At 57.2% G+C, this 26,264-nt stretch carries 22 protein-coding genes; 9 read left to right on the top strand and 13 right to left on the bottom strand.

Features of this window, described 5'->3' with window-relative positions; genetic code table 11:
- Positions 1-27: 27 nt before the first annotated feature.
- The 4 genes from yjfF to ytfQ form a co-directional block, all read right to left on the bottom strand.
- On the bottom strand, positions 28-1,029 hold the full coding sequence (gene yjfF / locus N6P30_RS12980; protein ID WP_023293434.1) for a galactofuranose ABC transporter, permease protein YjfF: 1,002 nt from the start codon (positions 1,027-1,029) through the stop codon (positions 28-30).
- Positions 1,016-2,041, bottom strand: a complete 1,026-nt coding sequence (gene ytfT / locus N6P30_RS12975; protein ID WP_021240695.1) for a galactofuranose ABC transporter, ATP-binding protein YtfT — start codon at positions 2,039-2,041, stop codon at positions 1,016-1,018. The genes yjfF and ytfT overlap by 14 nt, the downstream gene beginning before the upstream one ends.
- Before the next feature lie 10 nt (positions 2,042-2,051).
- A complete protein-coding gene (gene ytfR / locus N6P30_RS12970; protein WP_008501421.1) occupies positions 2,052-3,554 on the bottom strand; it encodes a galactofuranose ABC transporter, ATP-binding protein YtfR in 1,503 nt (500 codons plus the stop codon).
- Between the two features lie 105 nt (positions 3,555-3,659).
- Positions 3,660-4,616 (bottom strand): galactofuranose ABC transporter substrate-binding protein YtfQ, encoded by a 957-nt coding sequence (gene ytfQ, locus N6P30_RS12965; RefSeq protein WP_021240696.1) that lies wholly within the window; start codon positions 4,614-4,616, stop codon positions 3,660-3,662.
- 309 nt (positions 4,617-4,925) lie between these two features.
- On the opposite strand from ytfQ, the gene ppa reads away from it, so the two are divergent.
- Positions 4,926-5,456: an inorganic diphosphatase gene (ppa, locus tag N6P30_RS12960; protein WP_008501423.1), complete on the top strand. Its 531-nt coding sequence runs from the start codon at positions 4,926-4,928 to the stop codon at positions 5,454-5,456.
- 54 nt (positions 5,457-5,510) lie between these two features.
- Here ppa and N6P30_RS12955 read toward each other — a convergent pair whose 3' ends face one another.
- The 3 genes from N6P30_RS12955 to tamA are packed head-to-tail and all read right to left on the bottom strand — an operon-like array spanning position 5,511 to position 11,364.
- The gene (locus tag N6P30_RS12955; RefSeq protein ID WP_008501424.1) at positions 5,511-5,855 is read right to left on the bottom strand and encodes a gamma-glutamylcyclotransferase; all 345 of its coding nucleotides are present in this window, start codon (positions 5,853-5,855) and stop codon (positions 5,511-5,513) included.
- 2 nt (positions 5,856-5,857) lie between these two features.
- Complete coding sequence (gene tamB, locus N6P30_RS12950) at positions 5,858-9,634, bottom strand: autotransporter assembly complex protein TamB (RefSeq protein WP_023293435.1); 3,777 nt, start codon at positions 9,632-9,634, stop codon at positions 5,858-5,860.
- A complete protein-coding gene (gene tamA, locus N6P30_RS12945) occupies positions 9,631-11,364 on the bottom strand; it encodes an autotransporter assembly complex protein TamA (protein WP_023293436.1) in 1,734 nt (577 codons plus the stop codon). Before tamA ends, tamB begins: the two co-directional genes overlap by 4 nt.
- A 224-nt stretch (positions 11,365-11,588) precedes the next feature.
- On the opposite strand from tamA, the gene msrA reads away from it, so the two are divergent.
- Complete coding sequence (gene msrA / locus N6P30_RS12940) at positions 11,589-12,230, top strand: peptide-methionine (S)-S-oxide reductase MsrA (protein WP_008501428.1); 642 nt, start codon at positions 11,589-11,591, stop codon at positions 12,228-12,230.
- 211 nt (positions 12,231-12,441) lie between these two features.
- A complete protein-coding gene (locus tag N6P30_RS12935) occupies positions 12,442-13,779 on the top strand; it encodes a hemolysin family protein (protein WP_008501429.1) in 1,338 nt (445 codons plus the stop codon).
- A gap of 70 nt (positions 13,780-13,849) precedes the next feature.
- Here N6P30_RS12935 and N6P30_RS12930 read toward each other — a convergent pair whose 3' ends face one another.
- Complete coding sequence (locus N6P30_RS12930; RefSeq protein ID WP_008501430.1) at positions 13,850-14,056, bottom strand: DUF1107 domain-containing protein; 207 nt, start codon at positions 14,054-14,056, stop codon at positions 13,850-13,852.
- A gap of 324 nt (positions 14,057-14,380) precedes the next feature.
- Here N6P30_RS12930 and N6P30_RS12925 point away from each other — a divergent pair, with 324 nt between their 5' ends.
- Positions 14,381-14,938, top strand: a complete 558-nt coding sequence (locus N6P30_RS12925) for a YtfJ family protein (protein ID WP_023293437.1) — start codon at positions 14,381-14,383, stop codon at positions 14,936-14,938.
- Here the strand turns inward: N6P30_RS12925 and cysQ are convergent.
- Positions 14,932-15,672, bottom strand: coding sequence for a 3'(2'),5'-bisphosphate nucleotidase CysQ (gene cysQ, locus N6P30_RS12920; protein ID WP_008501432.1), 741 nt, complete (start codon positions 15,670-15,672; stop codon positions 14,932-14,934). The genes N6P30_RS12925 and cysQ overlap by 7 nt on opposite strands.
- A gap of 190 nt (positions 15,673-15,862) precedes the next feature.
- Here cysQ and N6P30_RS12915 point away from each other — a divergent pair, with 190 nt between their 5' ends.
- Positions 15,863-17,806 (top strand): bifunctional 2',3'-cyclic-nucleotide 2'-phosphodiesterase/3'-nucleotidase, encoded by a 1,944-nt coding sequence (locus N6P30_RS12915; RefSeq protein ID WP_023293438.1) that lies wholly within the window; start codon positions 15,863-15,865, stop codon positions 17,804-17,806.
- A 91-nt stretch (positions 17,807-17,897) separates the two neighbouring features.
- On the opposite strand, the gene N6P30_RS12910 is transcribed toward N6P30_RS12915, so the two are convergent.
- Positions 17,898-18,284, bottom strand: a complete 387-nt coding sequence (locus N6P30_RS12910; protein ID WP_008502885.1) for a winged helix-turn-helix transcriptional regulator — start codon at positions 18,282-18,284, stop codon at positions 17,898-17,900.
- A gap of 84 nt (positions 18,285-18,368) precedes the next feature.
- On the opposite strand from N6P30_RS12910, the gene N6P30_RS12905 reads away from it, so the two are divergent.
- From N6P30_RS12905 to N6P30_RS12895, 3 genes are all read left to right on the top strand, one after another.
- On the top strand, positions 18,369-19,217 hold the full coding sequence (locus N6P30_RS12905; protein ID WP_023293439.1) for an SDR family oxidoreductase: 849 nt from the start codon (positions 18,369-18,371) through the stop codon (positions 19,215-19,217).
- Between the two features lie 81 nt (positions 19,218-19,298).
- Positions 19,299-20,123: an AraC family transcriptional regulator gene (locus N6P30_RS12900; RefSeq protein WP_023293440.1), complete on the top strand. Its 825-nt coding sequence runs from the start codon at positions 19,299-19,301 to the stop codon at positions 20,121-20,123.
- A gap of 75 nt (positions 20,124-20,198) precedes the next feature.
- Positions 20,199-21,164, top strand: coding sequence for a DMT family transporter (locus tag N6P30_RS12895; protein ID WP_260629948.1), 966 nt, complete (start codon positions 20,199-20,201; stop codon positions 21,162-21,164).
- An 87-nt stretch (positions 21,165-21,251) separates the two neighbouring features.
- Here the strand turns inward: N6P30_RS12895 and N6P30_RS12890 are convergent, their stop codons facing one another.
- Positions 21,252-22,901 carry a methyl-accepting chemotaxis protein gene (locus N6P30_RS12890; protein WP_023293442.1) on the bottom strand — a complete coding sequence of 550 codons (1,650 nt, stop codon included), beginning with the start codon at positions 22,899-22,901 and terminating at the stop codon, positions 21,252-21,254.
- Positions 22,902-23,145: 244 nt separating this feature from the next.
- Here N6P30_RS12890 and ytfE point away from each other — a divergent pair, with 244 nt between their 5' ends.
- Positions 23,146-23,808 carry an iron-sulfur cluster repair protein YtfE gene (gene ytfE / locus N6P30_RS12885; protein ID WP_008502890.1) on the top strand — a complete coding sequence of 221 codons (663 nt, stop codon included), beginning with the start codon at positions 23,146-23,148 and terminating at the stop codon, positions 23,806-23,808.
- An 86-nt stretch (positions 23,809-23,894) separates the two neighbouring features.
- Here the strand turns inward: ytfE and cycA are convergent, their stop codons facing one another.
- Both cycA and fklB read right to left on the bottom strand, forming a co-directional pair.
- Positions 23,895-25,304, bottom strand: a complete 1,410-nt coding sequence (gene cycA, locus N6P30_RS12880; protein WP_008502891.1) for a D-serine/D-alanine/glycine transporter — start codon at positions 25,302-25,304, stop codon at positions 23,895-23,897.
- A gap of 312 nt (positions 25,305-25,616) precedes the next feature.
- The gene (gene fklB / locus N6P30_RS12875) at positions 25,617-26,237 is read right to left on the bottom strand and encodes an FKBP-type peptidyl-prolyl cis-trans isomerase (protein WP_008502892.1); all 621 of its coding nucleotides are present in this window, start codon (positions 26,235-26,237) and stop codon (positions 25,617-25,619) included.
- Positions 26,238-26,264: the final 27 nt, after the last annotated feature.

Below are 26,264 nucleotides of genomic sequence, written 5' to 3'. Positions count from 1 at the left end.
CCGGAAAATGTTTAGACTTTCAGCATGTTATCGCTCTGTTACCGATGTGTTCACGCGGGTAACAGGCGAGCTTTGACGGTTCTCCCAGAGCACCGTCAGGCCGCGCTGCAGGGCAATAAAAATAAACAGCAGAATGCCGATGGCGATCTTCGTCCACCACGAGCTGAGCGTGCCGTCAAAGTTGATATAGGTCTGGATCAGCCCCTGAATCGCCACGCCGAACAGCGTCCCCAGCACCGTCCCCACGCCGCCGCTGAGCAGCGTACCGCCGATGACCACAGAAGCAATCGCATCCAGCTCCACGCCAACGCCTGCAAGGGCATAGCCCGCCTGGGTATACACCGAGAAGACGATCCCCGCCAGCGTCGCCAGGCCGGTCGAGAGCATATAGATGCGGATGGTGGTGCTGCGGGTCGAGATCCCCATCAGGTTGGCCGACGTGGCGTTGCCGCCAATGGCGTAAACCTGATTGCCAAACCGGGTGCGGTGGGCGAGGAAGATGCCAATCACTACCACGCCCAGCATCAGCAGCCCCATCGCGCTCAGGCGGCCGCCGCCGGGGATTTTCCACGCAAGGCTGGAGAGCGTGTCGTACACCGGATGGTTAATGGGAATCGACTCTTCCGACACCAGGTAGCTCACCCCGCGCAGGAAGAACATCCCCGCGAGGGTAATGATAAATGCCGGAATTTTTAACGCGTCGATCAGCAGCCCCATAAAGGCGCCAAACGCACAGCCCATCGCCAGCACCAGCGGAAACGCCACCAGCGGAGAGATGCCCCAGAAGCCGATCGCTTTCGCGAGGAACACGCCCGTAAACGCGATCACCGAGCCGACGGAGAGGTCGATCCCGCCGGAGAGGATCACAAAGGTCATGCCGACTGCGATGATGCCTAAAAAGGCGTTATCGGTCAGGATATTGCAGATCACGCGCGTCGAGGCAAACCCCGGGAACTGGGTCAGGCAGTAGAGATAGCCCAGCACAAACACGCCCAGCGTGATCATTAGCGGCAAATTACGTTTTATCATGGCCACGGATCCCCTTAATGATGCTGACAAAGCGCGGCGACTGGACGATCAGCACGCAGAGCACGACCACCGCTTTCACCACCTGGTTGAGTTCCGGCTGGAATCCCGAAAGCAGGATCCCGGTGTTCATGCCCTGAATGATCAGCGCGCCGATCGCCGAGAGCAGCAGGTTAAAGCGCCCGCCCATCAGCGACCCGCCGCCGATGACCACCGCCAGGATCGCATCCAGCTCCAGCCAGAGCCCGGCGTTGTTGGCATCGGCTCCGCGAATATCCGCCGCGACGATCACGCCGGCGATGGCGGCGCAAATACCGCTCAGCACGTAGGTCAGCATCACCATCAGCCGCGTGTTAACCCCGGCGTTGCGCGCGGCGCGGATGTTGATCCCGACGGCCTCAATGAACATGCCCAGCGCCGTTTTGCGGGTGAAAAGCCAGAACACCACTAGCGTCACCAGGGCAATCATCACCGGCGTCGGGAAGAACAGAAGGTTGCCGCTGCCGAGCCACGCCAGGCTCGGCGAGTTAAAGGTGACAATCTGTCCGGAGGTAATTAGCTGCGCGACGCCGCGCCCGGCCACCATTAAAATGAGCGTGGCGACAAAGGGCTGGATTTTCAGCACCGCCACCAGAATGCCGTTCCATAATCCGGCCAGCACGCCAGTGCCTAAGGCTGCAAGCAGGACCACCGGCAGGCTATGCCCGGCCACGGTCATGGAGGCTGCCGTGGCCCCGGCGATAGCCATCACCGCGCCGACGGAGAGATCAATCCCGCCGGTGGCGATGACCAGCGTCATCCCGATGGCCAGCAGCGCCACGGGCGCGGCGCGGTTTAAAATGTCTATCGGGCTGCCAAACAGGCGGCCATCCTGAACAATAATCTGGAAGAAATGCGGTGCGACAAGGCTATCTACCAGCAGCACCACCAGCAGCGCCGCGATTTGCGGCGTGCCGGTCGGCCAGCTGAAGCGGCGCTTTGACTCACCGGTTTGCGAAAGCGAACGGGACATCACGATTCACTCCTTACGCCGCGATGGCATTCATGATCGCCGGAACGGACAGCTTATCCAGCGGGATCTCTGCCACCTGTTTACGATCGCGCATGATGATGACGCGATCGGCATAGCCCACCAGCTCTTCCAGCTCGGACGAAATGACCAGCAGGGCCAGACCGTCTGCGCACAGGGTTTCGATAAGCCGGATAATTTCGGCGTGCGCCCCTACGTCAATGCCGCGGGTCGGTTCGTCGAGGATCAGGAACTGGGGTTTGGTCAGCAACCAGCGGGAGAGCAGCACTTTCTGCTGGTTACCACCGGAGAGGAACTCGATGGGCTGTTCCGCGCTCGGGGTGCGGATGCCGAGCTGGCGGATAAAGCGCTCAGCAATGGCGTTCTGCTCTTTGCGTGGGATCGGCCGCAGCCAGCCGCGCTGCGCCTGAAGCGCCAGAATGATATTTTCCCGCACCGAGGCGGCGGCAATAATGCCGTCCGTTTTCCTGTCTTCCGGGCAGAAACCCACCCCCAGGCAGGAGGCCTGATGCGGCGATCGCAGGGTTTGCGGTTTGCCCTTGATCAGCGCGCTGCCGCTGTCGGCGGGCTTGATCCCGAAGATCACCTCGGCGGTCTCGGTACGCCCCGAGCCCAGCAGACCCGCCAGCCCGACAATTTCGCCCGGCCGCACCTCAAGGTTAAACGGCGAGATGACCCCTTTTTTACCGTAATCGCTGAACGCGGCGACCGGCTTCTCGCTCAGCAGCGTGCGGCCCGCGCGCTGAAGGGCGTTGGTCTCCAGCTCGCGGCCCAGCATCATTTTGACCAGCTCGATCTGCGGCAGCTCGCGGGTTTCACGGCAGCCGACAAAGCTGCCGTTGCGCAGCACCGTAATGCGATCGCTCACCTCGTACACCTGATCGAGGAAGTGGGTGACGAAGATCAGGCTGACGCCCTGATCGCGCAGCTGGCGCATCAGGGTAAAGAGCATTTCCACCTCCTGGGTATCGAGGCTGGCGGTGGGTTCGTCGAGGATCAGCACCTTTGCCGAGAGATCGATCGCGCGGCAAATGGCGACGATCTGCTGCATCGCCACGGAAAAGCGGTTCAGCGGCTCGCGAACGTCGAGAGAGAAGCCGTAGGATTCCATCAGCTTTGTCGCCCGCGCCTCCATCTCTTTACGGCGCAGCAGGCCAAAGCGTCGTGGCTCACGGCCAATAAACAGGTTATCCGCCACCGACATATTCGGCAGCAGGTTCACTTCCTGGTATACCGTCCCGATCCCCAACTGCTGGGCATGGGCGGTGTTTTTTGGCGAAATGGCGTTACCTTCCAGCCAGATGGTGCCACGGTCGGCGTGATAAACGCCGGTCAGAGATTTAATCAGCGTCGATTTTCCCGCGCCGTTTTCCCCCAGCAGCGCCATGATCTCCCCGCGCCGCAGGCTGAAATCAACGTTATCCAGCGCCTTTACGCCGGGGAAGAATTTACTCAAGCCCTCTGTGCGGAGGATTTCCTGGTGTTGTTCAGTGGTCATGGTTTCCCCCTGCATCAAGCCGGATGGCGCTACGCTTATCCGGCCTACAAAAGAGCGTATCGTAGGCCGGGTAAGCGCAGCGTCACCCGGCATGTTCAGACAGGCTTAGTAGCCCATATTTTTCTTCTTCTCTAACTCTTCTTTCGCCGTGTCAGGCAGGTAGAGCGTGGATTTGGTGACCGTCACTTTCTCCGGCATCGTGCCGTCTTTCTTGAATTTCTCCAGCGCGTCGAATGCCGGGCCGGCCATGTTTGGCGTCAGCTCCACGCTGGCGTTGGCTTCGCCGTCGATCATCGCTTTGTAGATATCAGGCACGCCGTCGATAGAGCCGGTGAGGATATCTTTGCCCGGCTTCAGGCCCGCTTCTTTAATTGCCTGAATCGCGCCGATCGCCATGTCATCGTTGTGGGCGTAAACCATGCAGATGTTCTTGCCGTTGTTTTCAGCCTTAATGAAGCTCTCCATCACCTCTTTACCTTTGCTGCGGGTAAAGTCGCCGGACTGAGAGCGGATAATCTTGATGTTTGGCGCTTTCGCGATGGCTTCAGCAAAGCCTTTTTTACGGTCGATGGCCACGCTCGCCCCGACGGTGCCCTGCAGTTCAACAACGTTACACGGCTTGCCGTCGACCTGTTTTATCAGCCAGTCGCCAATTAGCTGCCCTTCCAGCACGTTGTTGGCCGTCACGGTGGTCATATAGAGAGATTTGTCTTTGACGTCGATGGAACGATCGAGCAGGAAGACCGGGATTTCAGCGTCTTTCGCTTCCTTCAGGACGGGTTCCCAGCCGGTCGCCACGACGGGTGCAATAAAGATGGCATCCACGCCCTGGGCGATAAAGGAGCGTACGGCTTTGATCTGATTCTCTTGTTTTTGCTGACCATCGGCGATTTTCAGGGTAATGCCGCGTTTCTGAGCTTCGCTTTTCGCCACGTTGGTTTCTGCCGCTCGCCAGCCAGATTCAGAGCCGACCTGCGAAAAACCTACGGTTAAGGGAGCGGCCATCGCCATAGACGACATGGCTGCCGAAACTGCTGTGACAAGGAGTAAGCGCTTCCACATATGAACGTCCTCGTAGGGTGAGTTATTGTTGGTTAAAAGATGTTCTGCGGAATGACTATAGCCCATGAAATATGTAACGAATTGCGTTACATCACACTTCAGAAAAGTGAATAAAACGTTAATCACAAGTTTGTAATCGCTTTCATTTCTCCATGAAAAATGCGGCTGAGTTTATGGATTTTTCTGTCATGGAATCGGTCTGAAAAGTGGGAAGAACGTGGAGAGAAGGCGAAAACAGGCGGAGACATTCAGCGCGAGTTGGCTATAATACCTGCCACTTGTTTACCATCCATTTTAAAGGACACCGACATGAGCTTACTCAACGTCCCAGCGGGTAAAGAACTGCCAGAAGACATCTACGTAGTTATCGAAATCCCGGCTAACGCAGATCCGATCAAATACGAAGTGGACAAAGAGAGCGGCGCCCTGTTCGTAGACCGCTTCATGTCTACCGCGATGTTCTATCCGTGCAACTACGGTTACATCAACCACACCCTGTCTCTGGACGGTGACCCGGTTGACGTGCTGGTCCCAACGCCATACCCACTACAGCCAGGCGCAGTGATTCGCTGCCGTCCCGTTGGCGTGCTGAAAATGACCGACGAATCCGGTGAAGATGCGAAGCTGGTTGCGGTACCGCACACCAAGCTGAGCAAAGAATACGATCACATCAAAGATGTGAACGACCTGCCAGAGCTGCTGAAAGCGCAGATCACTCACTTCTTCGAGCACTACAAAGACCTCGAAAAAGGCAAGTGGGTTAAAGTTGACGGCTGGGACAACGCAGAAGCAGCGAAAGCGGAAATCATCGCCTCTTTCGAACGCGCTGCTAAGAAGTAATTCTTACTGCCAGACACAAAAAACAACGCCACCTTACGGTGGCGTTGTCGTTTTTCAGTACTGGTCTCTGTCTAACCAGTTACCGCTTACGATCCGCGTTAACCCGTCGACTGGACGCTGGTAGACATACATCCACGCGCTTCCGTACGGCGTCTGGATCAACTGGCGTGCGTATTCACCGCCCCTGGTGCGCAAGGCATCAAGTTCGGCAAGCGTCGCGTTATCAATACGATAAACTTCACCCTGTACTGTTCCTTCGCCCGGAACCGCGCCTGGATAGTGGCCCAGGCTGTACAACTGGTAGTTCTCGATATTGTAATTCCCCAGTAGCTGGGCATTGGTCATCCAGTGACTGTTGCCTTGCCTGGTTCGTAAACTGCCGTAGACAAATATTCGCATTGCTAAAACTCAAACTGATAGAGCAGATCAAGTGCCTGGTCTACGCCGGACACTGCTTCCAGATATAGCTTAGGCATCAGGCGATAGCGTAACGTGAGTGTTGCCAGTGAGTCAAAGATCCCCACACCATATTTTACCTGCAGACCCGGCAGTACATAGCCGCTGACCACCACCTGCGAGGAGTCACCCACGCCCTGGGTGTCCAGCGCCAGATTGCTTACGCCGAACGTCTCGCCGATTTTACCCACAACCTGCCCACTTTGTGCAACCCCCAGCCCCACTAACATCGAAGTCATCGCCGCGCTGTCGCTCTGACCGCTGTCGAGACCTTGACCACGCAGCAGGTAAGAGAGGGCTTCCTGCTGGGACATCGCCGGGTCAGAGAAGATCTCCGCCTTCGGTTCGTCGGCGGAACCGGTGACGCGTACCCCGGCAATGACGTCGTTTTCCGTCGCTTCCGGGTTACGAATCGCTTCAATGTTCAGCAAGGGTTGATCCGGTGGACCGGAGAACAGCAGCTCGCCTTTACGGACAATCAGATCCTGACCATAGGCGTGGAATCGCCCTTCAGGGATATTGATCTGCCCGTTCAGGCCAAGCCCTTGTTTATCCTGCGCCACCTTCAGGTCGCCCGTAAGCCTCGCCTTCAGCCCAAACGCATCCAACCGCACGTTATTCCCCACGTGCACGATAAGGTTACTATTAATCGGTATGCCCGCGCTCTTCTGTTCGACCGGTTTCAGATTTTCATTGAGCATAACTTCATCACTTGAGACGCCAACCGCACTTTCCGGCACGTCGTGAACCACGATGCGCGCCCACGGCACGTCGACGCGACCGTCAAGCGTGAAGAGGCTTGGCGTGGCTTCAAAGACCACATCAGGCGAGACGTCCAGTCGCACCATCGGCGGTACGGTGATGCGCACCTTACTGCCCTTCGCGGCAATACGGGCGCGCCAGTTGTCGAGCTGGCTCCAGTCCGCGTCGCCGCTCAGATTGATTTGCCCCTGCTGCGTCAGTACCGATCCGCTCAGCGTCGAGCTCATGCCGTTGAAGCTCATCGCGATCTGGCTGGGCTGCATGTCAAACGGCATAAAGTTGCCGTCAATATCCACGCCGCTGAGGCGCAGCTGGCCGAACAGCTGTGGGCTTTGCGCATTGCCCGCCAGGCGCAGGTTGGCATTTACCATGCCCTCGGCTTTTTCCCCGCGTGCGAAAATCGGGTTCACCATCGCCAGGTTGAAGTTGCGGATAGTGACGTTGCCGCCCAGATTTCGCCGTCCCTGTGGGTCGGTAATTTGAACCTTGCCGTCAAACTGACCGTTATTGGTGAGACGAATCAGCCAGCCCAGCTCCGCACGGTTGTTATGCAGATCTGCGCTCAGGTTCAGGGTGTCGAAGGCCACCGGCAGCGGCGCGTCATTCACCTCCTGCGTCACCTTCACGTTACGCCCGGACAGCGTGACGCTACCCTGCGGCAGCCCCTCTTTGGTGGTGTCCCAGGCGAAATCGGCTTTTCCGCTGAAGACGCCGCTGGCCTGGGTAGTATCCGGCATAAACGGTTTCAGCATCGCCAGATCGAAGCGGTTGAGGTTGATCTGCGCGCGTCCTTCCGCGCCCGCGTCGATGGTCTGCGGCACGCACAGTTCCGCATTCGGGTTGGTCCAGCAGTGCGGCCCAATGCTGATCTTCTGCTCGGCGTTGCGGTAGTCCAGCGCGATGGCGCGCGACAGCGCCAGCGGCCCGACCGGCGTGTTGAAACGGGTGTTATCCAGCGTCCCTTTCCAGCGCTCCTCTTTGCGGTCGAAACTGCCGGTCAGGTGAAGCTGGCCGGAGACCGGCTCGCCCTGCACGCGCAGCTGGAGATCGTGCTGCTTTTCGTTCCCTTTGGCGTCCAGGGTCACCAGGTTAATGTTGACGTCCGGCTGAGAAATGCGCTCCACGCGCAGATTCAGGTTTCCGCCGATCTGGTCAGTGGATTTCACATCCCCTTCCACGCGAACGCGGGCAACGCTCAGCGCCTGCAAGCGCAGGTTATTGGCGGTAATGTCCGCCAGCAGCTGCGGCGCGTCTACCGTGCCGCGCACCTTCAGGAGCCCCTTCGCCGTACCGCCCAGGCCCGGCAGGGCGTTATCCAGATTCGGCGCGTCGATGGTGGCGTCCAGATTGAGATCTTTCACCCCCAGCTCGCCTTTGATATCCGCCGTGTTGCGGCCCAGCGCCACGTGCAGACCCGGGATTACCCACTGCAGGTAGCTGTTGCCTTTCACCGAGCCTTCAACGTTTACCTTGTTCTGCTTCACGTTCCCGGTGAGCTTGATCTCCGGCACGTCCATCTGCCACGTGCCGCCGTACAGGCTGCCGCGGGTTTTGATCAGGCCATCCAGCTTCGACGGCCAGTCCGGCACCTCTTTGGCGGTGTTAATGCCCGTCAGCTTCAGCTCGCCGCGCCAGCTGATCGCCTGCTGCCAGTCGAGCAGCGCGGTCAACTCGGTTTTGCCTTCCAGCGCCGCGACGGTCAGCTTGTCGAGGTTAACCTGCTGTTCGTTGCCCTTCGCATCCAGGGTGATGTTCGCGGGCGGCACGCCCTGCCCCTTCACTGCGGTGCGGAACGAGAGCGTATAGTCGGTCATCTTGCCGCTCAGCTTCAGCTTCAGGTCATCGGCCTGGTACTGTTTTTCGCCGGTGAATGGCCAGTAAAGCTGCTTGCTGACCACCTCAAGATTGAGCGGCAGCCCGGCTTCCGCCAGCTGGGTTTGCGCACGCAGGACCATGTCTACCGGGCCGGAGAGATTGACCCCGACATCCAGCTTCTCGCGCAGCGCCCCGCCCACTTTGACCTTCACCTTCTCGCCTTTGAGCGGGTCAATGTTCAGGGCGCTATTCAGCGTGATATCCACCGGCCAGTTGTCGCGCAGCAGGGCGTTGCCTGACGCGTTCACCGAGCCCTGATTGGTGTCGATATCCAGCGCGTCGAGCTTCATATTGCCGTCAATGCTGCTGACTTTCAGCAGCATGTTATAGACCGTCAGGTCGGTATCGCCGGTCAGGCGCAGCTGCTCGCCTTTGAACTCTTCAATATTGAGGTTCAGCGGCAGATGCACATCGGTCATTTCCGGCAGGACAGGCTTCGAGAAGAGGTCTTTCAGCGTTTCGCCCAGCGGCTTCTCTTCCGGCTGCGGGTTCTGGATCTTCGGCTCGACGATCTCTTCCTGCGCCACGTCGGCCACTTTCGGCAGCGCGATCAGCAAGCCCTGCAGGGTGGTTGGCGTCAGGGTGAGGTTTTTCTCCTGCCAGCGCAGGCCAGAGCTGAAATCCATCACGGACACGGTGGTGTCGTCGATTTTGACATTGACGTTATCAAGCGCCACCCGATAAAGCGCGATCGGGTACGGCGTGGAGAGATTCAGCGGACCGCTGTCCTCTTCCTCTACCGGCGCAGACTTCGGCATTTTCTTCGAATCTATCGCCACGTTGACGTCTTTTAGCGACAAATCGTTGACGCAGAGCTTGCTGTCACGCAGACAGCCCAGCTTCACCGCCAGGTGAAACTCCCCGGCGTTCACCGCCACGCCCGGCTGCTCATAGCGGATGTTCTTCAGGCGCAGGTCGCGCCAGCCGCCCGTCACCTGGCCAATCTCCAGCCCCGGCACCCAGCGGTTCGCGGCGTTAAACAGCAGATGCAGCCCGGTCGTCGTTCCTACCAGAAACGCCACCGTACCGAGCAGCAGCACGATAAAAATCAGCACCCCGAGGCTTATCTTCTTCCATAAACTCATAATTCAGGCCCCAGACCGATGTAAAACTGTAATCCGTGTTCTTCTTTGTCGCCCACCGGCACGGCGAAATCGAGCTTGATGGGCCCGACGGGTGACTGCCAGCGTACGCCGACGCCCGCGCCGGTTTTAAAATCGCTGCGGCGGATATCGCTCACCGCTTCGCCGCCGTCGACGAACATGGCGCCCCACCATTTTCCGCTTACGTTGTACTGGTACTCCAGCGAGCCGGTAGCCAGCTTAGAGGCACCGATCAGCTTGCCGTCATCGTCCTTAGGCGCGATGGATTTGTATTTATAGCCACGGATGCTGCGATCGCCCCCGGCGAAGAAGCGCAGGTCCGGCGGGACCTTGTCGAAGTCGCCGGTTTCAATCCAGCCGAGGTTGCCGCGCACCACAAAGCGGTGTTTGTCATACAGCGTGCGGATCCAGACGTTCTGCGCCTGAATCACCGAGAAATCCACGTCGGAACCCCACATGGTGTTGGAGTAATCGATAGAGTAACGCTGGGAATCGCCCCAGGTCGGCATCAGGCCGCCGCGCGAGCGGGTGCGGCTGATCATCACCCCAGGATAGAGCAGCATGGTGGTGTTGGTGACGTTGGCCTGGGTAAAGTGATCCAGGCTCCAGCGCAGGTTGATGGCGCGCTGCCAGCCGCTGGAGAGATCCCAGTAACGCGACACGGCAAGCGTGGTGGAATCGGACTCGGTATCGTTCAGGTCGGTGCGCTTAAAGCCCCCCTGAACCAGGTAATATTGCTCAAGCGGATTTTTCAGCAGCGGCATTTTATAGCTGAAATCGAGCTGCTGTTCCGGGGCGGAAATGCTGGCGCTGGTGGTCAGGCTATGGCCGTAGGAGTTCATCCACGGCTTTTTCCAGGTGGCCTTCACGCGCGGGCCAACGTCCGTCGAATAGCCCACACCGGTTTCTATGGTGTTCTCGGTGCGCGGCGAAACAACGCCGTGCAGCGGCAACACCTTGGTTTTGCGAGACTTATCAAATTCAGGGGCGACAACCACGGAGTTAAACCAGCCGGTGGCTGAGAGCCGTCGGTTCAGCTCTCCCAGGTCGCTCGACTGGTAGTAATCCCCTTTTTTAAAGGGCACGAGGTTTTGCAGGTACTCTTCACGAATTTGCGACCCTTCGAACGTCACGTCGCCAAAGCGGTAGCGTTCTCCGCTGTCGTAGTCGATATCCCAGAAGGCCTGACGTCGCGCCAGCGCAATGCCCAGCTGGCTTTTATTGAACTGGCTGTCAAAGTAGCCCTTACGCAGGGAAACGCTGGTCAGCTCTTTTTGGAAGTGGTCGTAGTCACCGTGGTTGAGCACGGTGCCGATTTTCGGCCGCGTGCTGAGCAGGTCCAGGTAATCCCGGTCGGTACGCGCCCCGCCGCGCAGGATGACGTTGGTGCCGCCAATCAGCACCGGCTCGCCCGGCGAAACGCGGGCAATAAGCACCTGGCGCCCCTTCTTTGGGGGCGGGCGGAGATCGAAATCAATGGTGGGTTCGTAATACCCCAGCGCTTTTAGTCCTTCACGGATGGCATCATCGACGCGCGCGCGGAAACGCCGGTCCGGCGTCACCTCATCACTCTGGATGGTCGATAGCTGCGCACGCACGTTTTTTTGTAGCGCCCCGGATAACCCCTCAACCTGCAAACGGACATTCGCCGCGCTGGCAATCCCGCTTGTCAGCAACAGACTGACTAAACATAACTGGCGGATTTTTGTCACGTTTTCTCCTGAATATCCCTGTTTCCACCCTGGAAGCAAATGAAGTGCCGCTCCGCGGCAAAATACGGCCTGTTGGCCAAAAACCCGAATATCGGGTTGAAAATGGGTGTAACACCCAAATATTTCTTATGATTAAATCTAGACTCATTCAGCGCATTTATTGTGTTCAATTAAACGCGCCGTGACAACCTTAACCGAAACATCGCACCCCGGGAGGCCCCACCGTGAGTTTATTCGACAAAAAGCATCTGGTTTCACAAGCTGATGCATTACCGGGACGCAACACCCCTATGCCTGTGGCGACTTTACACGCCGTCAATGGCCATTCCATGACTAACGTTCCTGATGGCATGGAAATCGCCCTGTTCGCTATGGGCTGCTTCTGGGGCGTTGAGCGCCTCTTCTGGCAGCTGCCTGGCGTTTACAGCACGGCAGCCGGCTACACGGGCGGTTACACGCCGAATCCAACCTACCGCGAAGTCTGCTCCGGCGAAACCGGCCATGCGGAAGCGGTACGCGTAGTGTACGACCCGACGGTAATCAGCTACGAACAGCTCCTTCAGGTCTTCTGGGAAAACCACGACCCGGCGCAGGGCATGCGTCAGGGCAACGACCACGGCACGCAGTACCGCTCGGCTATCTATCCGCTCACCCCTGAGCAGGATGCCGCCGCGCGCGCCAGCCTTGAGCGTTTCCAGCAGGCCATGCGTGAAGCGGGCGATACGCGCGAGGTGACGACGGAAATCACCACCGCGAAACCGTTCTACTACGCCGAGGACGATCACCAGCAGTATCTGCATAAAAACCCGTACGGCTACTGCGGAATCGGAGGTATCGGCGTCTGCCTGCCGCCACAGCTGGCCTGATTATCAGCCGTTAGATCGTCGCCCGTACCGGACAGCACCCGCTGTCCGGTCTGTTTTATGTAAAAATGTGACCTCTGGCAGATTTACATCTCTTTACGCTATACTAGCCGCTGAAATAATCGGCTCAACGCTACGAGCTGATGTTCAATGTGTTTCCACACAAATGGTATCAACTCCCCTTCTGAGGATCTGGCGAGAAGCCGGATAAACTATGTTAAACAGTATTTTAGTAATACTTTGTCTGATTGCCGTCAGTGCATTTTTCTCGATATCCGAGATCTCGCTGGCCGCGTCCCGTAAAATCAAACTGAAGCTGCTCGCCGACGAGGGCAACATCAACGCCTCTCGCATTCTCAAAATGCAGGAAAACCCCGGTACGTTCTTTACCGTGGTGCAAATTGGTCTGAACGCGGTGGCTATCCTGGGCGGTATCGTGGGCGATGCGGCATTTTCCCCGGCGTTTTATAGCCTCTTTGCGCAGTACATGTCCGCCGAACTGGCCGAACAGCTGAGCTTTATCCTCTCCTTCTCGCTGGTGACCGGGCTGTTCATCCTCTTCGCCGACCTGACCCCGAAACGCATCGGTATGATTGCGCCAGAAGCCGTGGCTTTGCGTATCATCAACCCGATGCGCTTCTGCCTGTTTGTGTTCCGCCCGCTGGTGTGGTTCTTCAACGGCCTGGCAAACGTCATTTTCCGCATCTTTAAGCTGCCGATGGTGCGTAAAGACGACATCACCTCTGACGACATTTATGCGGTCGTGGAAGCCGGCGCGCTGGCCGGGGTGCTGCGCAAGCAGGAACACGAGCTGATTGAGAACGTATTCGAACTGGAATCCCGTACCGTGCCCTCTTCCATGACGGGCCGTGAAAGCATTATCTGGTTCGATTTACACGAAGATGAGCAGAGCCTGAAGAACAAAGTGGCGCAGCATCCGCACTCCAAGTTCCTGGTCTGTAATGAAGATATTGACCACATCATCGGTTACGTCGACTCCAAAGACCTGCTGAACCGCGTGCTGGCGAACCAGAGCCTGGCGCTGAACAGCGGCGTGCAAATCCGCAATACCCTGATTGTGCCGGACACCCTGACGCTCTCCGAAGCGCTGGAAAGCTTCAAAACCGCCGGGGAAGACTTCGCGGTGATCATGAACGAATACGCGCTGGTGGTGGGTATTATCACCCTCAACGACGTCATGACCACGCTGATGGGCGACCTGGTAGGCCAGGGGCTGGAAGAGCAGATTGTTCAGCGTGACGATAATTCATGGCTGATTGATGGCGGCACGCCAATTGAAGACGTGATGCGCGTGCTGGATATCGACGAGTTCCCGCAGTCCGGAAACTACGAGACCATCGGCGGCTTTATGATGTTTATGCTGCGTAAGATCCCGAAACGTACCGACTCGGTGAAGTTCTCCGGCTACAAGTTTGAGGTGGTGGATATTGATAACTACCGCATCGACCAGCTGCTGGTGACGCGCATCGACAACAAACCGACCGTACTGGTGCCGAAGCTGCCGGATGCGGAAGAGAAGGTGTCGGCGTAAGGTTCCTGCCCCCACAAACATCAACGGCTCCCATCGGGAGCCGTTTTTTTACTGCTGCATAGCACGTTGGTTAAGCCATCTCAGTTTGCAGACGCATAACCTGACGGTTGACTTCGGACATCACAGACAGGTGCTGTTTGTCCTTCACTTTTGGGACAAGGATTTTGCCCTTATCAAACTCAAAAGCGCCAACATCCTTGATATACAACCGTCCACGGAACAGGATCTTCACGTACTTCGCCACCTGAAGCGGGTTGTAGCGTTGGAAAATTTTCATTCTTGTATCTCCTGCGAATCATACGCTCTTGCGGTGCCACAATCGGCCCGACTGTCCTGAGCGCAAATTTTAATGCCCAATGACTATAGACCAGAACTACGGTGTTACCCAGTGTGCATAAGTTTATTTACCGTTTGATTACAATTATTCAGAATAATCTTTGCAAAGCGTGACTGAGCGCAGTATAAGCCGTCGTTTTTTCATGGATATGTGCGTTCACCCGCAAAGTGGCATCAGGATTGCGGGAAAACCACATTGATCGCACTTATCATTAAAAATGCATGACCAAGTGGTCGGATCACCTGCAAACAATAAGGAAACGCCATGACCCTACGTAATATCCTTGCAGCAGCCTGCCTGCTGCTGCCCCTGTGGGCGAGTGCTCACAACATTGAAAAAGGACAACGTGTACCGCCAGTCGGCGTTGCTGACCGGGGAGAATTGATTCTCGACAATGATAAGTTTAGCTATAAAGCCTGGAATAGCGCGCAGCTCGCGGGCAAAGTGAGAGTTGTACAACATATTGCCGGTCGTACATCTGCAAAAGAGAAAAATGCCAACCTGGTGGAGGCGATCAAGGCGGCAAAATTCCCACACGATCGTTACCAGACCACCACGATCGTGAATACCGATGACGCCATTCCGGGCTCCGGGATGTTTGTGCGCTCAAGCCTTGAGAGCAATAAAAAGCTCTATCCGTGGTCGCAGTTTATCGTCGACAGCAACGGCGTCACCCGTAAGGCCTGGCAGCTGGAGGAAGAGAGCTCTGCGATTGTCGTGCTGGATAAGAACGGCCGCGTACAGTGGGTGAAAGACGGGGCGCTGACCCAGGAAGAGGTGCAGCAGGTTGTCGACCTGCTGCATAAGCTGCTGGCTCAATAAAGAGAGACGCGGAAGCCGGGATTGAGGAAGGATTCGCGCGGGGTGTAGTCCAGCGGCTTGCCCTGCCAGTCATGAACGTGCGCCCCGGCGGCCGCGGCAACGGCATGCCCGGCGGCGGTATCCCAGACGTTCGTCGGCCCAAAGCGGGGATAGAGCTGCGCCTGTCCTTCCGCCACCAGGCAGAATTTCAGCGATGAGCCAATCGAGGTGGTCTGGTGTTCACCCAGCTGCTGCAGATACTCCTGCAGCTCGCTGTCGCTGTGCGAGCGGCTAATCACCACCAGCGGCGGACGCGCGTCGCGCACCTGGATCTGCTTGCGCACGCCGCACTCTTCTTTCCACGCCTTCCCTTCCGCAGCGCTGTACATCACCTTCATCACCGGCGCGTAGACCACGCCCAGCACCGCTTTACCCTTCTCAATCAGGGCGATATTGACGGTGAATTCACCGTTGCGCTTGATGAACTCTTTTGTCCCGTCCAGGGGGTCCACCAGCCAGTAGCGCTGCCAGTGCTGGCGCTCTTCCCAGCTTTGCGGCGCTTCTTCTGACAGGACGGGGATGTCCGGCGTTAAGGCCTGTAACCCTTTCAGGATCACCTTATGCGCCGCGATATCTGCCGCCGTGACCGGAGAGTCGTCCGCTTTGCTGACAACCTCCATGGGTTTACTACCGTCATACACCTGCATGATGGCATCCCCCGCATCCCGTGCGAGCTGACAAATTTTATCTAGCATTTTCCACCTCTTTGTTAACGCAGTGAGGTTAACTCTTTGTTTTAGTTATATCGTAATGTGAACAATTCCGCTATCTGTGAAGCAATTCCGGTTTCAGGTTGCTTTTTTCTGTCAGGATTCACATTTATGTAAGCAACACGTTATAGATACATACTCTTTTGTGGCCTGGATCGAAAAAAGGACTCTTCTGATGATTAAGTTTAGCGCAACGCTCCTGGCGACGCTGATTGCGGCGAGCGTGCAGGCAGCGACGGTCGATTTACGTATTCTGGAAACGACCGATCTGCACAGCAACATGATGGATTTCGATTACTACAAAGATACCCCGACGGAAAAATTCGGACTGGTACGCACGGCGAGTTTGATCAATGCCGCACGCGGCGAAGTGAAAAATAGCGTGCTGGTCGATAACGGCGATCTGATTCAGGGCAGTCCTCTCGGGGACTACATGGCGACCAGGGGGCTGAAAAAAGGCGAGATCCATCCTGTTTATAAAGCGATGAACACCCTGGACTATACCGTCGGTAACCTCGGCAACCATGAATTCAACTACGGTCTGACATACCTGCATGATGCCCTGGCAGGTGCAAAATTCCCGTACGTTAACGCCAATATCATCGACGTTAAGACCCAAAAGCCGCTTTTTACGCCTTACCTGATTAAAGAGACTGAGGTTGTCGATCAGGACGGGAAAAAACAGACGCTGAAAATCGGCTATATCGGTTTTGTCCCGCCGCAGATCATGACGTGGGATAAGGCCAACCTCGACGGTAAGGTGACCGTTAACGACATCACCGAAACCGCGCGTAAATACGTGCCGGAAATGCGTGAGAAAGGCGCCGATCTGGTGGTCGTTGTCGCCCATTCCGGCCTCTCCGCCGATCCATACCAGGCCATGGCAGAAAACTCCGTTTACTACCTGAGTGAGATTCCGGGCGTTGATGCAATCCTGTTCGGCCACGCCCACGCGGTCTTCCCGGGCAAAGACTTTGCCAGCATTAAAGGGGCGGATATTGAGAAAGGGACGCTTAACGGCGTGCCGTCGGTGATGCCGGGCATGTGGGGCGACCATCTTGGCGTGGTGGATCTGGTGCTGAATAACGACGGCGGCCGCTGGAAGGTCACGCAGTCAAAAGCCGAAGCGCGCCCAATTTACGACGCGGCGGCGAAAAAATCGCTGGCGGCGGAAGATAAAAAACTGGTCGACGTGCTGAAGCACGATCACGACGCCACGCGCGAATTCGTCAGCAAGCCGATCGGCAAATCCGCCGACAGCATGTACAGCTTCCTGGCGCTGGTGCAGGACGATCCGACCGTTCAGGTCGTCAACATGGCGCAGAAAGCCTATGCCGAACATTTTGTGCAGGGCGATCCGGATCTGGCGAAACTGCCGGTACTCTCCGCCGCAGCGCCATTCAAAGTGGGCGGACGTAAGAATGACCCGGCAAGCTATGTGGAGGTCGAAAAGGGCCAGCTCACCTTCCGTAATGCCGCCGATCTCTATCTCTACCCGAATACGCTGGTGGTGGTTAAAGCCACCGGGAAAGAGGTAAAAGAGTGGCTGGAGTGTTCTGCCGGACAGTTTAACCAGATTGACCCACACAGCAGCAAGCCGCAGTCGCTGATTAACTGGGACGGCTTCCGCACCTACAACTTCGACGTGATCGACGGCGTGAACTACCAGATTGACGTCACCCAGCCGGCGAAATATGACGGCGAGTGTCAGGCGATCAACCCGCAGGCGGAGCGCATTAAAAACCTGACCTTCAACGGCAAGGCGATCGACCCGAATGCCACTTTCCTGGTGGTGACCAATAACTACCGTGCCTACGGCGGTAAGTTTGCCGGTACGGGAGATGGACACATCGCCTTTGCCTCGCCGGACGAGAACCGCTCTGTGCTGGCGGCGTGGATCAGCGCCGAGTCGAAAAAGGCCGGCGAAATTCATCCGGCGGTGGATAACAACTGGCGTCTGGCGCCGATCCACAGCGATACGCCGCTGGATATCCGCTTTGAAACGTCACCGTCCGAGAAGGCAGCCGCGTTTATTAAGGAGAAGGCGCAGTATCCGATGAAACAGGTCGCGACGGATGATATTGGGTTCGCGATTTATCACCTGGATTTAAGTAAGTAGCGGCGATTGTGCCGGGTGGCGCTTCGCTTACCCGGCCTACGGGATGGAAGATTATGGGTAGGCCGGGTAAGGCGAAGCCGCCACCCGGCTTTTACGCCGCGCGATCGTCCCGATTCGCCATCACCTTCGGCGTATTCACCTCAATCCAGTCCGCCAGCGCGGCGACTTTCTCGCTGACCTCGATCCCCATCGGGGTCAGGCTATACTCTACGTGCGGCGGCACAACCGGGTACGATACGCGATCGACAAACCCGTCCTGCTCCAGCGCCTGAAGCGACTGGGACAGCATCTTTTCGCTCACCCCGCCCATTTTACGGCGCAGATCGCTAAAGCGATGCGTTCCCTGGCGCAGCGCCAGCAGAATCAGTACCCCCCAGCGGCTGGTAACGTGTTTGAGCACCTCTCGTGAAGGGCACTGTTCCGCGAAGAGATTGCCATCGCGCAATTGTTCGCTGAGCGTCGGTATCGTTGTTTTCATACTTACCTTTTTGTACGTACTTACTAAAAGTTAGCTATGGTGCTAGTGTGCCACAACACCAGACAAACACGAAGGAGATTCATCATGATCGCGATTACCGGCGCCACCGGCCAGCTTGGCCATCTCGTTATCGAACAGCTGTTGAACACCGTACCGGCTAACCAGATTGTGGCTATCGTACGTAACCCGGCAAAAGCTGAAGCCTTAAGCCAGCAGGGAATTGTGGTTCGTCAGGCGGACTACACGGATGAAGCCGCATTCACCGCCGCGCTGAACGGCGTGGATAAGCTGCTGCTGATCTCGTCCAGCGAAGTCGGCCAGCGCGCGGCCCAGCACCAGAACGTGATTAACGCCGCCAAAGCGGCAGGGGTGAAATTTATCGCCTACACCAGCCTGCTGCATGCGGATACCTCGCCGCTCGGTCTGCACGTTGAACACGTTGCCACTGAAAAAGCGCTGGCGGCGTCAGGCATTCCTTATGCCCTGCTGCGCAACGGCTGGTATACCGAAAACTATCTGGCGAGCGCGCCGCCTGCGCTGGAACACGGCGTGTTTATTGGTGCGGCAGGCGAAGGCAAAATTGCCTCTGCCACCCGCGCAGACTATGCCGCGGCGGCAGCGAAAGTGATTGCTGAAGAGGGCCATGCGGGCAAGGTGTATGAACTGGCGGGCGACCACGGCTGGACGCTGAGCGAACTGGCGGCTGAACTGAGCAAACAGAGCGGAAAGCCGGTCACCTACCAGAATCTCAGCGAAGCGGAGTTTGCTGCCGCGCTGAAGAGCGTCGGCCTGCCTGCCGGGCTGGCCGATATGCTGGCGGACTCCGATATCGGGGCCTCCAAAGGCGGGCTCTTTGACGACAGCCATACGCTGAGCAAACTGATCGGGCGCCCAACCACTACGCTGGCGGAGAGCATCAAAGCCATCCTGTAATGGTTACGGGCTGGTTATTTTTTGTGGCATCCCCTCGGGTCATCTTTGATAATGAAAAGATGACCCACGAGGAGGCTCACCGTGCAAGGCGTACCGGAACAGTTTAATGATGAAAGAGACAGCGCGCGCTTTCGCCATCTGGCGCAGCTGCCGGGCCTGGAGCTGTATCACGCGCATATTTCTGACTACGCCTTTGAGCCTCACACCCATGAAGCCTTCGGCATCGGCACGATTGAAACCGGTGCCGAACGCTTTCGCTATCGCGGCAGCCAGCATCTCGCGGCGGAGAAATCCGTCGTTACCATGAACCCGGACGAGATCCACACCGGCGAATCCGCCACCGAGGGCGGCTGGCGCTACCGGATGGTCTATATCGAACCCGATCTGCTGGAAGAGGTGACCGGCCTCCGACACTGGTGGTTCAGCGACGTGACCCGTCATGATCCGTTACGCTCACAGCAAATCGGCAGGCTTATTTACGGCTTGTGGCACACGGACGATCCGCTTGCGCAAAAAGGTTTACTGCTGGATCTGATTGAGACCTTCCAGCCGTTTGCCCACCACGCGCCACGGCTCCAGGAAGGCGCGCACCGCTTCGAACGGGTACGCGAGTACCTGCACGACAACTATATGCGCGCTCTGACGCTGGACGAGCTGGCCAGCGTCGTCTCGCTCAGCCCGTATCATTTCCAGCGCCAGTTCAAAGCCCATTTTCACGTGACGCCGCATCAGATGCTGATGGCCATTCGACTCTGGCGCGCCAAAGCGTTTCTCACCCACGGCATGCCCGCCGCAGAGGTTGCCGCCGCAACCGGGCTGACCGATCAGTCACATCTGACCCGCGCGTTTACCCACCGCTACGGCATTACGCCCGTGCGCTACCAGAAGCAGGTCACCCGGCGCTAATGCGCAATCTCATACAATACGCGCGCATTCGCCCCTCCTACACTGACGACAGCGTAAATACCTGTGGATGGAAAAATGATTAGTGGAGTGTTGTATGCCCTGCTGGCCGGGATGATGTGGGGACTGATTTTTGTCGGCCCGCTGATCGTGCCCGAGTATCCGGCAATATTACAGTCGACCGGACGTTATCTGGCGCTGGGGCTGATTGTCCTGCCCCTGGCGTGGCTGGGACGCGCGCGCTTGCGCCAGCTCAGCCGTCAGGACTGGGGGACCGCACTGGCGCTGACCATGATGGGCAATCTTATCTATTACGTTTGCCTCGCGAGTGCCATTCAGCGTACCGGTGCGCCGGTATCGACCATGATTATCGGCACGCTGCCGGTCGTCATCCCCGTCTTTGCTAACCTGCTCTACAGCCAGCGCGATGGTAAACTGGCGTGGTCAAAAATGGCCCCGGCGCTGGTATGCACCGCCCTGGGGCTGATATGCGTCAATATTGCCGAGCTGCGTCATGGGCAGGTGGACGTTGACCTGTGGCGGTACGGTTCTGGCATTCTGCTGGCGTTCATTTCCGTGGCGTGCTGGGCATGGTATGCCCTGCGCAACGCGCGCTGGCTGCGTGAGAACCCGGACAAGCACCCGATGATGTGGGCGACGGCGCAGGCGCTGGTCACGCTGCCCGTATCCGTCGTGGGGTATCTCGGCGCATGCCTCTGGCTGGGCCATCAGCAGCCGGACTTCGCCCAGCCCTTCGGGCCAAGACCGTGGGTGTTCATTGGCCTGATGGTTGCGATCGCGGTGCTGTGCTCATGGGTGGGCGCGCTGTGCTGGAACATTGCCAGCCAGAAGCTGCCGACGGTGATCTTAGGGCCGCTGATTGTCTTCGAAACCCTGGCCGGACTGCTTTATACATTCCTCATGCGCCAGAGCGTGCCGCCGCTGTTCACAGCCTGCGGGATCGTTCTGCTGGTTGTGGGGGTAGTGATGGCGGTGAGAGCGAAGCCGGAAAAACCGAGGGTCGTTCCGGCGTCGGAGGTGTGATATTTGCCGGGTGGCGGCTCCGCCTTACCCGGCCTACAAGGAGCCGTTTCGTAGGCCGGGTAAGCGCCAGCGCCACCCGGCATGATGTTAAAACGTTTCCCAGTTTGCTTCAGACGCCGCCGCGACAGGCTGCGCTTTTGGCACATAGGTTTTTACCGGCGCCGCTTTGACCGCCTGGTTGCGGGTAATTTTGAACACCGCCACCGCTTCGTTCAGGCGTGCAGCCTGATCTTCCAGCGCCGCCGCCGCGGCCGCAGACTCCTCCACCAGTGAGGCGTTCTGCTGGGTCACGCGGTCCATCTCGGCTACCGCCTGGCCCACCTGGTCGATACCGCGGCTCTGCTCGTCAGAGGCCGAGGCAATTTCGCCCATAATGTCGGTGACGCGGGTGACCGCATTGACGATCTCTGCCATCGTGGCCCCGGCTTCGTTAACCAGCTGCGAGCCCGCGTTCACGCGTTCGCCGGAGTCATCGATCAGCGCTTTGATCTCTTTCGCCGCCTGAGCGCTGCGCTGGGCAAGGGTACGCACTTCCCCTGCCACCACCGCAAAACCACGGCCCTGCTCGCCTGCACGGGCCGCTTCCACCGCCGCGTTCAGCGCCAGAATATTCGTCTGGAAGGCAATCCCGTCGATCACGTTGGTAATTTGCGCGATTTTGCTGGAACTGGTGGCGATTTCGTCCATCGTCCGCACGACGCCTTCCACCACGTTACCGCCCTTCTTCGCCGTGGAGGAGGCATCCAGCGCCAGACGGGAAGCCTGACGCGCGTTATCGGCGTTCTGCTTCACGGTCGCCGTCAGCTGTTCCATGCTGGCTGCCGTCTCTTCCAGAGACGCGGCCTGCTGCTCGGTACGGGAAGAGAGGTCGTTACTGCCAGCGGAGATTTCGCCTGCACCGGTATAAATGGTATCTGCGCCTTCACGCACCACGCCCACGGTGTTCGCCAGCGAAGTTTGCATCTCCTGCACGTTACGCGCCAGGATGGCCATTTCATTTTTACCGTCGGCCTGAATCGGCTGGGTGAGATCGCCTGCCGCAATGGCGCGAATATGGTTGATCACCTCTTCCAGCGGCAGCAGCAGCACGCGGCGCATCGCAATCCAGCTGGAGATAATCACCACGATCACCAGCAGCATGACCGCAGAGAGGATCCACAGGATGCGTTTGTAATCACTTTCGTTATCCTGAATGCCTTTATCCGTGAGCGCGGCCTGCGCTTCACGCCATTCACGATAAACCGTCTGCATCGCATTCTGTTTTTGTTCAGCATTCTGCTTGAACATATCTTCCAGATTGCCCTGGCTCAGCAGAACATTCATTTGCGTCAGCGTTGCAGAGTAAATGCGGTACTGCTCTTCGAGTTGGTTGGTCAGGTTCTCATCCAGGCCTGGCGTATTCGGCAAGGCATAGTATTTATCGTAATGAACCTGGGCTTCAGTCAGCAGATTTTTCGCCGTGGTCACCAGCTCATTCAGCTGACCGCCGTTAATTTGCGAGGCCATGCTGCTTTGCAGGCGCAGCATCCCGCGGTTCAGGGTGACGCGCGCCTGGTTCAGACTGATCCACGCATCGGTAAACTCCGCCACGTTCTTGCTGGAGAGCTGCGACACGGTAAAGTTGTCTTTATCGTTATTCAGGGCGTTGATAAAGATACCGGCGGAAATCACTTGCATGATGCCGAGCACAAGCAGCACCGAAATCAGAAGGGTAATGACTTTTATACGTTTAAACATGCGTTGCCTTTGTTATATGCAGGTTTGTCTGACGTGGATATATCGGCAGGTGCAGCGGGTTGTTTACTGTTTCTCCACCTTTAAAAAGTTTCGAAACCACTTTCCTGAACCCATTCAGAGAGTTAAATCGGATATTTTTTTGTGATCTGCATCTCACTTTTACCCGTTCCTCTAAAGGGTTATAGCGTCGCCTATAAGATGCATTTAATATGCATCTTATATTATTGATGATGAGGTAACTGCTATGGCCTTTCGCGACCAACCCCTGGGCGAGCTGGCGCTCTCCATTCCTCGCGCTTCTGCGCTGTTTCGCAAATACGATATGGACTACTGCTGCGGCGGTAAGCAAACCCTGGCACGGGCGGCCTTACGCAAAGAGCTGAACGTTGAGGTGATTGAAGCCGAGCTGGCGAAGCTGGCCGAGCAGCCCGTCGACAAAGACTGGCGAACCGCTCCGCTCGCAGAAATCATCGACCACATCATCGTGCGTTACCATGACCGTCACCGTGAACAGCTGCCGGAGTTGATCCTGCAGGCGACCAAAGTCGAGCGCGTTCATGCCGACAAACCTTCCGTACCGCGCGGTCTGGCGAAATACCTGACCCTGCTGCACGAAGAGCTTTCCAGCCACATGATGAAAGAAGAGCAGATCCTCTTCCCGATGATTAAACAGGGAATGGGAAGCCAGGCGATGGGGCCCATCAGCGTGATGGAAAGCGAGCATGATGACGCGGGCGAACTGCTGGAAGTGATCAAACACACCACCCACAACGTCACGCCGCCGCCAGAAGCGTGCACAACGTGGAAAGCGATGTACAACGGCATTAACGAGATGATTGACGACCTGATGGAACACATCAGCCTTGAGAACAACGTTCTGTTCCCGCGGGCATTAGCGGGGGAATAAAAAAGCCCGGTGGCGCTAGCGCTTACCGGGCCTGCAACGTCCTCGAACGTAGGCCGGGTAAGCGTCAGCGCCACCCGGCAACATGCTTAACGCATGCCAGCCATCCGTTTCTTACCGATAAACATCCAGCCCAGCCCCAGCGCGATAAACCACAGCGGCGTGACGATCAGCGCCTGACGGGTATCATCTTCCAGCGTCAGCAGAACCAGCACGAAGACGAAGAACGCCATGCACACCCAGCACATCAGCTTGCCCAGCGGCATCTTGTAGATCGATTTTTCATGCAGGTGTGGGCGCTGTTTGCGGTACACCAGATAGGAACAGAGGATGATGGTCCAGACGAACATAAACAGGATCGCTGAGACCGTGGTGATCATGGTGAACGCGCCAATCACGCTTGGGTTTACGTAGAGCATCACCACGCCGCCCAGCAGGCACATGCAGGAGAAGGTCAGCCCTTTCGCAGGTACCGCACGCTTAGACAGCTTGGCGAACGCGCTCGGCGCCACGCCTTCCTGCGCCAGACCAAACAGCATACGGCTGGTTGAGAACACGCCGCTGTTCGCGGAAGACGCCGCTGAGGTCAGCACCACGAAGTTAATCAGGCTCGCCGCCGCAGGCAGCCCCACCAGCACGAACAGCTCAACGAACGGGCTCTTGCTTGGCACCACCGAGCTCCACGGCGTCACGGACATAATGATGATCAGCGCGAAGACGTAGAACATGATGATACGCACCGGAATGGAGTTGATGGCGCGCGGGAGAGACTTCTCCGGATCTTTGGTTTCCGCAGCGGTCGTTCCGACAAGCTCAATCCCTACAAACGCGAACACCGCAATCTGGAAGCCGGCAAAGAAGCCGCTGATACCTTTCGGGAACCAGCCTCCATCATTCCACAGATGGGTAAACGACGCCTGAACGCCGGTTGGTGACTGGAAGTGGGTGAGCACCATCACCAGGCCCACCACGATGAGCCCAACGATGGCCACGATTTTGATCATCGCGAACCAGAACTCCATCTCACCGAACATTTTAACGGTGGCGAGGTTCAGGCTCAGCAGCAGAACAATAACCGCCAGCGAGGCCACCCAGTCCGACAGCCCGGGGAACCAGAACTGCGCATAGGCGGTTATCGCCACGACGTCCGCCATACCGGTCACGACCCAGCAGAACCAGTAGGTCCAGCCGGTGAAATAGCCCGCCCATGGCCCGAGCAGGTCTGAAGCGAAGTCGCTGAAGGATTTGTATTCGAGGTTCGAGAGCAGCAGTTCACCCATTGCACGCATCACGAAGAACAGCATAAAACCGATAATCATATAAACGAATATGATTGACGGTCCGGCGAGACTGATGGTTTTGCCTGACCCCATAAACAGCCCGGTACCGATGGCACCCCCAATAGCAATGAGCTGAATATGACGGTTTGTGAGATTGCGCCGTAGCGACTGTTCAGACGACGCCTCTTCGTCGGCGACGACTTTGACCTGATCTACCATGTGATATTTTCCTGTTTATGCCTGTCTGTGTTGTTAAGGCTCTTCTGGCCTTTAAATACGTCAAAAAAATGACGTTCCCTTGTTAGGGCTAATCGATATTAGGTAAGAATCGGCGGGATGAATACTATGATTTAGATATTATGTTAATAATATGTTGAAAGTGAGTGTCATATCACTCATGCAGCGCGAAACAGCTCACAAAAATACACGCAACAGTTTCGTTTGCAAGATAAAATATTGATTCCGACTTAACTATAGGTTTTCACGCTATTTTCCCCTCCCCAACCGGGGAGAGGAAATAAGAAAAGTCGATTACAGAATTTCCAGCAGCTCGACTTCAAAGACCAGAGTGCTGAATGGCGGGATGGACGCGCCAGCGCCGCGCTCGCCGTAAGCCAGGTTGTGCGGGATAGTCAGTTCCCATTTGGAACCGACTGGCATCAGGGTCAGCGCTTCGATCCAGCCCGCGATAACGCCATTCACCGGGAACTCAGCCGGTTCGCCGCGCGCGACGGAGCTGTCGAAGACGGTACCGTCGATCAGCTTACCGGTGTAGTGTACGCGAACGTGGTCGGTACGCGCCGGGATTGCGCCATCGCCCTGATTGATCACGCGGAACTGCAGACCAGACTCGGTGCTGTTCACGCCTTCACGCTCACGGTTCTCTTCCAGATATTTCACACCTTCGGCGGCCATCTCTTCAAAGCGCGCGCGACGCACGGCGTCAGCACGCTCGTGGATTTCACGCAGCGCACGGTGCACAACGTCAACCGGAACGGCAGGCTGTTTGCCTTCCAGCGCGTCAGCGATACCCGCCACCAGCGCTTCAGGTAACAGACCTTCCAGGCCGGATTCGCTCAGCTGCTGTCCTACCTGCAAGCCGATACCGTAACTTGCCTGCGCTTCGATAGTGTCAAAAGTCGGGGTGGTCATGGGTTTTCCTTCCATCACATTTAAAGT

Origin of the sequence: Enterobacter sp. PL1, from assembly GCF_945957325.1 — a bacterium.
GTDB lineage: Bacteria > Pseudomonadota > Gammaproteobacteria > Enterobacterales > Enterobacteriaceae > Enterobacter > Enterobacter roggenkampii.
Note: the sequence above shows the minus strand (reverse complement) of the source record. Positions and strands in the feature narration are given on the sequence as shown.

Excerpts from the sequence above, each read along its gene's own strand:
- N6P30_RS12935 (WP_008501429.1), top strand. The coding sequence starts at position 12,442 with ATGTTAAACAGTATTTTAGTAATACTTTGTCTGATTGCCGTCAGTGCA.
- ytfR (WP_008501421.1), bottom strand. The coding sequence starts at position 3,554 with ATGACCACTGAACAACACCAGGAAATCCTCCGCACAGAGGGCTTGAGT.
- ytfQ (WP_021240696.1), bottom strand. The coding sequence starts at position 4,616 with ATGTGGAAGCGCTTACTCCTTGTCACAGCAGTTTCGGCAGCCATGTCG.
- N6P30_RS12925 (WP_023293437.1), top strand. The coding sequence starts at position 14,381 with ATGACCCTACGTAATATCCTTGCAGCAGCCTGCCTGCTGCTGCCCCTG.
- N6P30_RS12910 (WP_008502885.1), bottom strand. The coding sequence starts at position 18,284 with ATGAAAACAACGATACCGACGCTCAGCGAACAATTGCGCGATGGCAAT.
- N6P30_RS12905 (WP_023293439.1), top strand. The coding sequence starts at position 18,369 with ATGATCGCGATTACCGGCGCCACCGGCCAGCTTGGCCATCTCGTTATC.
- tamB (WP_023293435.1), bottom strand. The coding sequence starts at position 9,634 with ATGAGTTTATGGAAGAAGATAAGCCTCGGGGTGCTGATTTTTATCGTG.
- ytfE (WP_008502890.1), top strand. The coding sequence starts at position 23,146 with ATGGCCTTTCGCGACCAACCCCTGGGCGAGCTGGCGCTCTCCATTCCT.
- yjfF (WP_023293434.1), bottom strand. The coding sequence starts at position 1,029 with ATGATAAAACGTAATTTGCCGCTAATGATCACGCTGGGCGTGTTTGTG.
- N6P30_RS12955 (WP_008501424.1), bottom strand. The coding sequence starts at position 5,855 with ATGCGAATATTTGTCTACGGCAGTTTACGAACCAGGCAAGGCAACAGT.
- N6P30_RS12890 (WP_023293442.1), bottom strand. The coding sequence starts at position 22,901 with ATGTTTAAACGTATAAAAGTCATTACCCTTCTGATTTCGGTGCTGCTT.
- fklB (WP_008502892.1), bottom strand. The coding sequence starts at position 26,237 with ATGACCACCCCGACTTTTGACACTATCGAAGCGCAGGCAAGTTACGGT.
- N6P30_RS12930 (WP_008501430.1), bottom strand. The coding sequence starts at position 14,056 with ATGAAAATTTTCCAACGCTACAACCCGCTTCAGGTGGCGAAGTACGTG.
- N6P30_RS12915 (WP_023293438.1), top strand. The coding sequence starts at position 15,863 with ATGATTAAGTTTAGCGCAACGCTCCTGGCGACGCTGATTGCGGCGAGC.
- cysQ (WP_008501432.1), bottom strand. The coding sequence starts at position 15,672 with ATGCTAGATAAAATTTGTCAGCTCGCACGGGATGCGGGGGATGCCATC.
- cycA (WP_008502891.1), bottom strand. The coding sequence starts at position 25,304 with ATGGTAGATCAGGTCAAAGTCGTCGCCGACGAAGAGGCGTCGTCTGAA.
- ppa (WP_008501423.1), top strand. The coding sequence starts at position 4,926 with ATGAGCTTACTCAACGTCCCAGCGGGTAAAGAACTGCCAGAAGACATC.
- N6P30_RS12895 (WP_260629948.1), top strand. The coding sequence starts at position 20,199 with ATGATTAGTGGAGTGTTGTATGCCCTGCTGGCCGGGATGATGTGGGGA.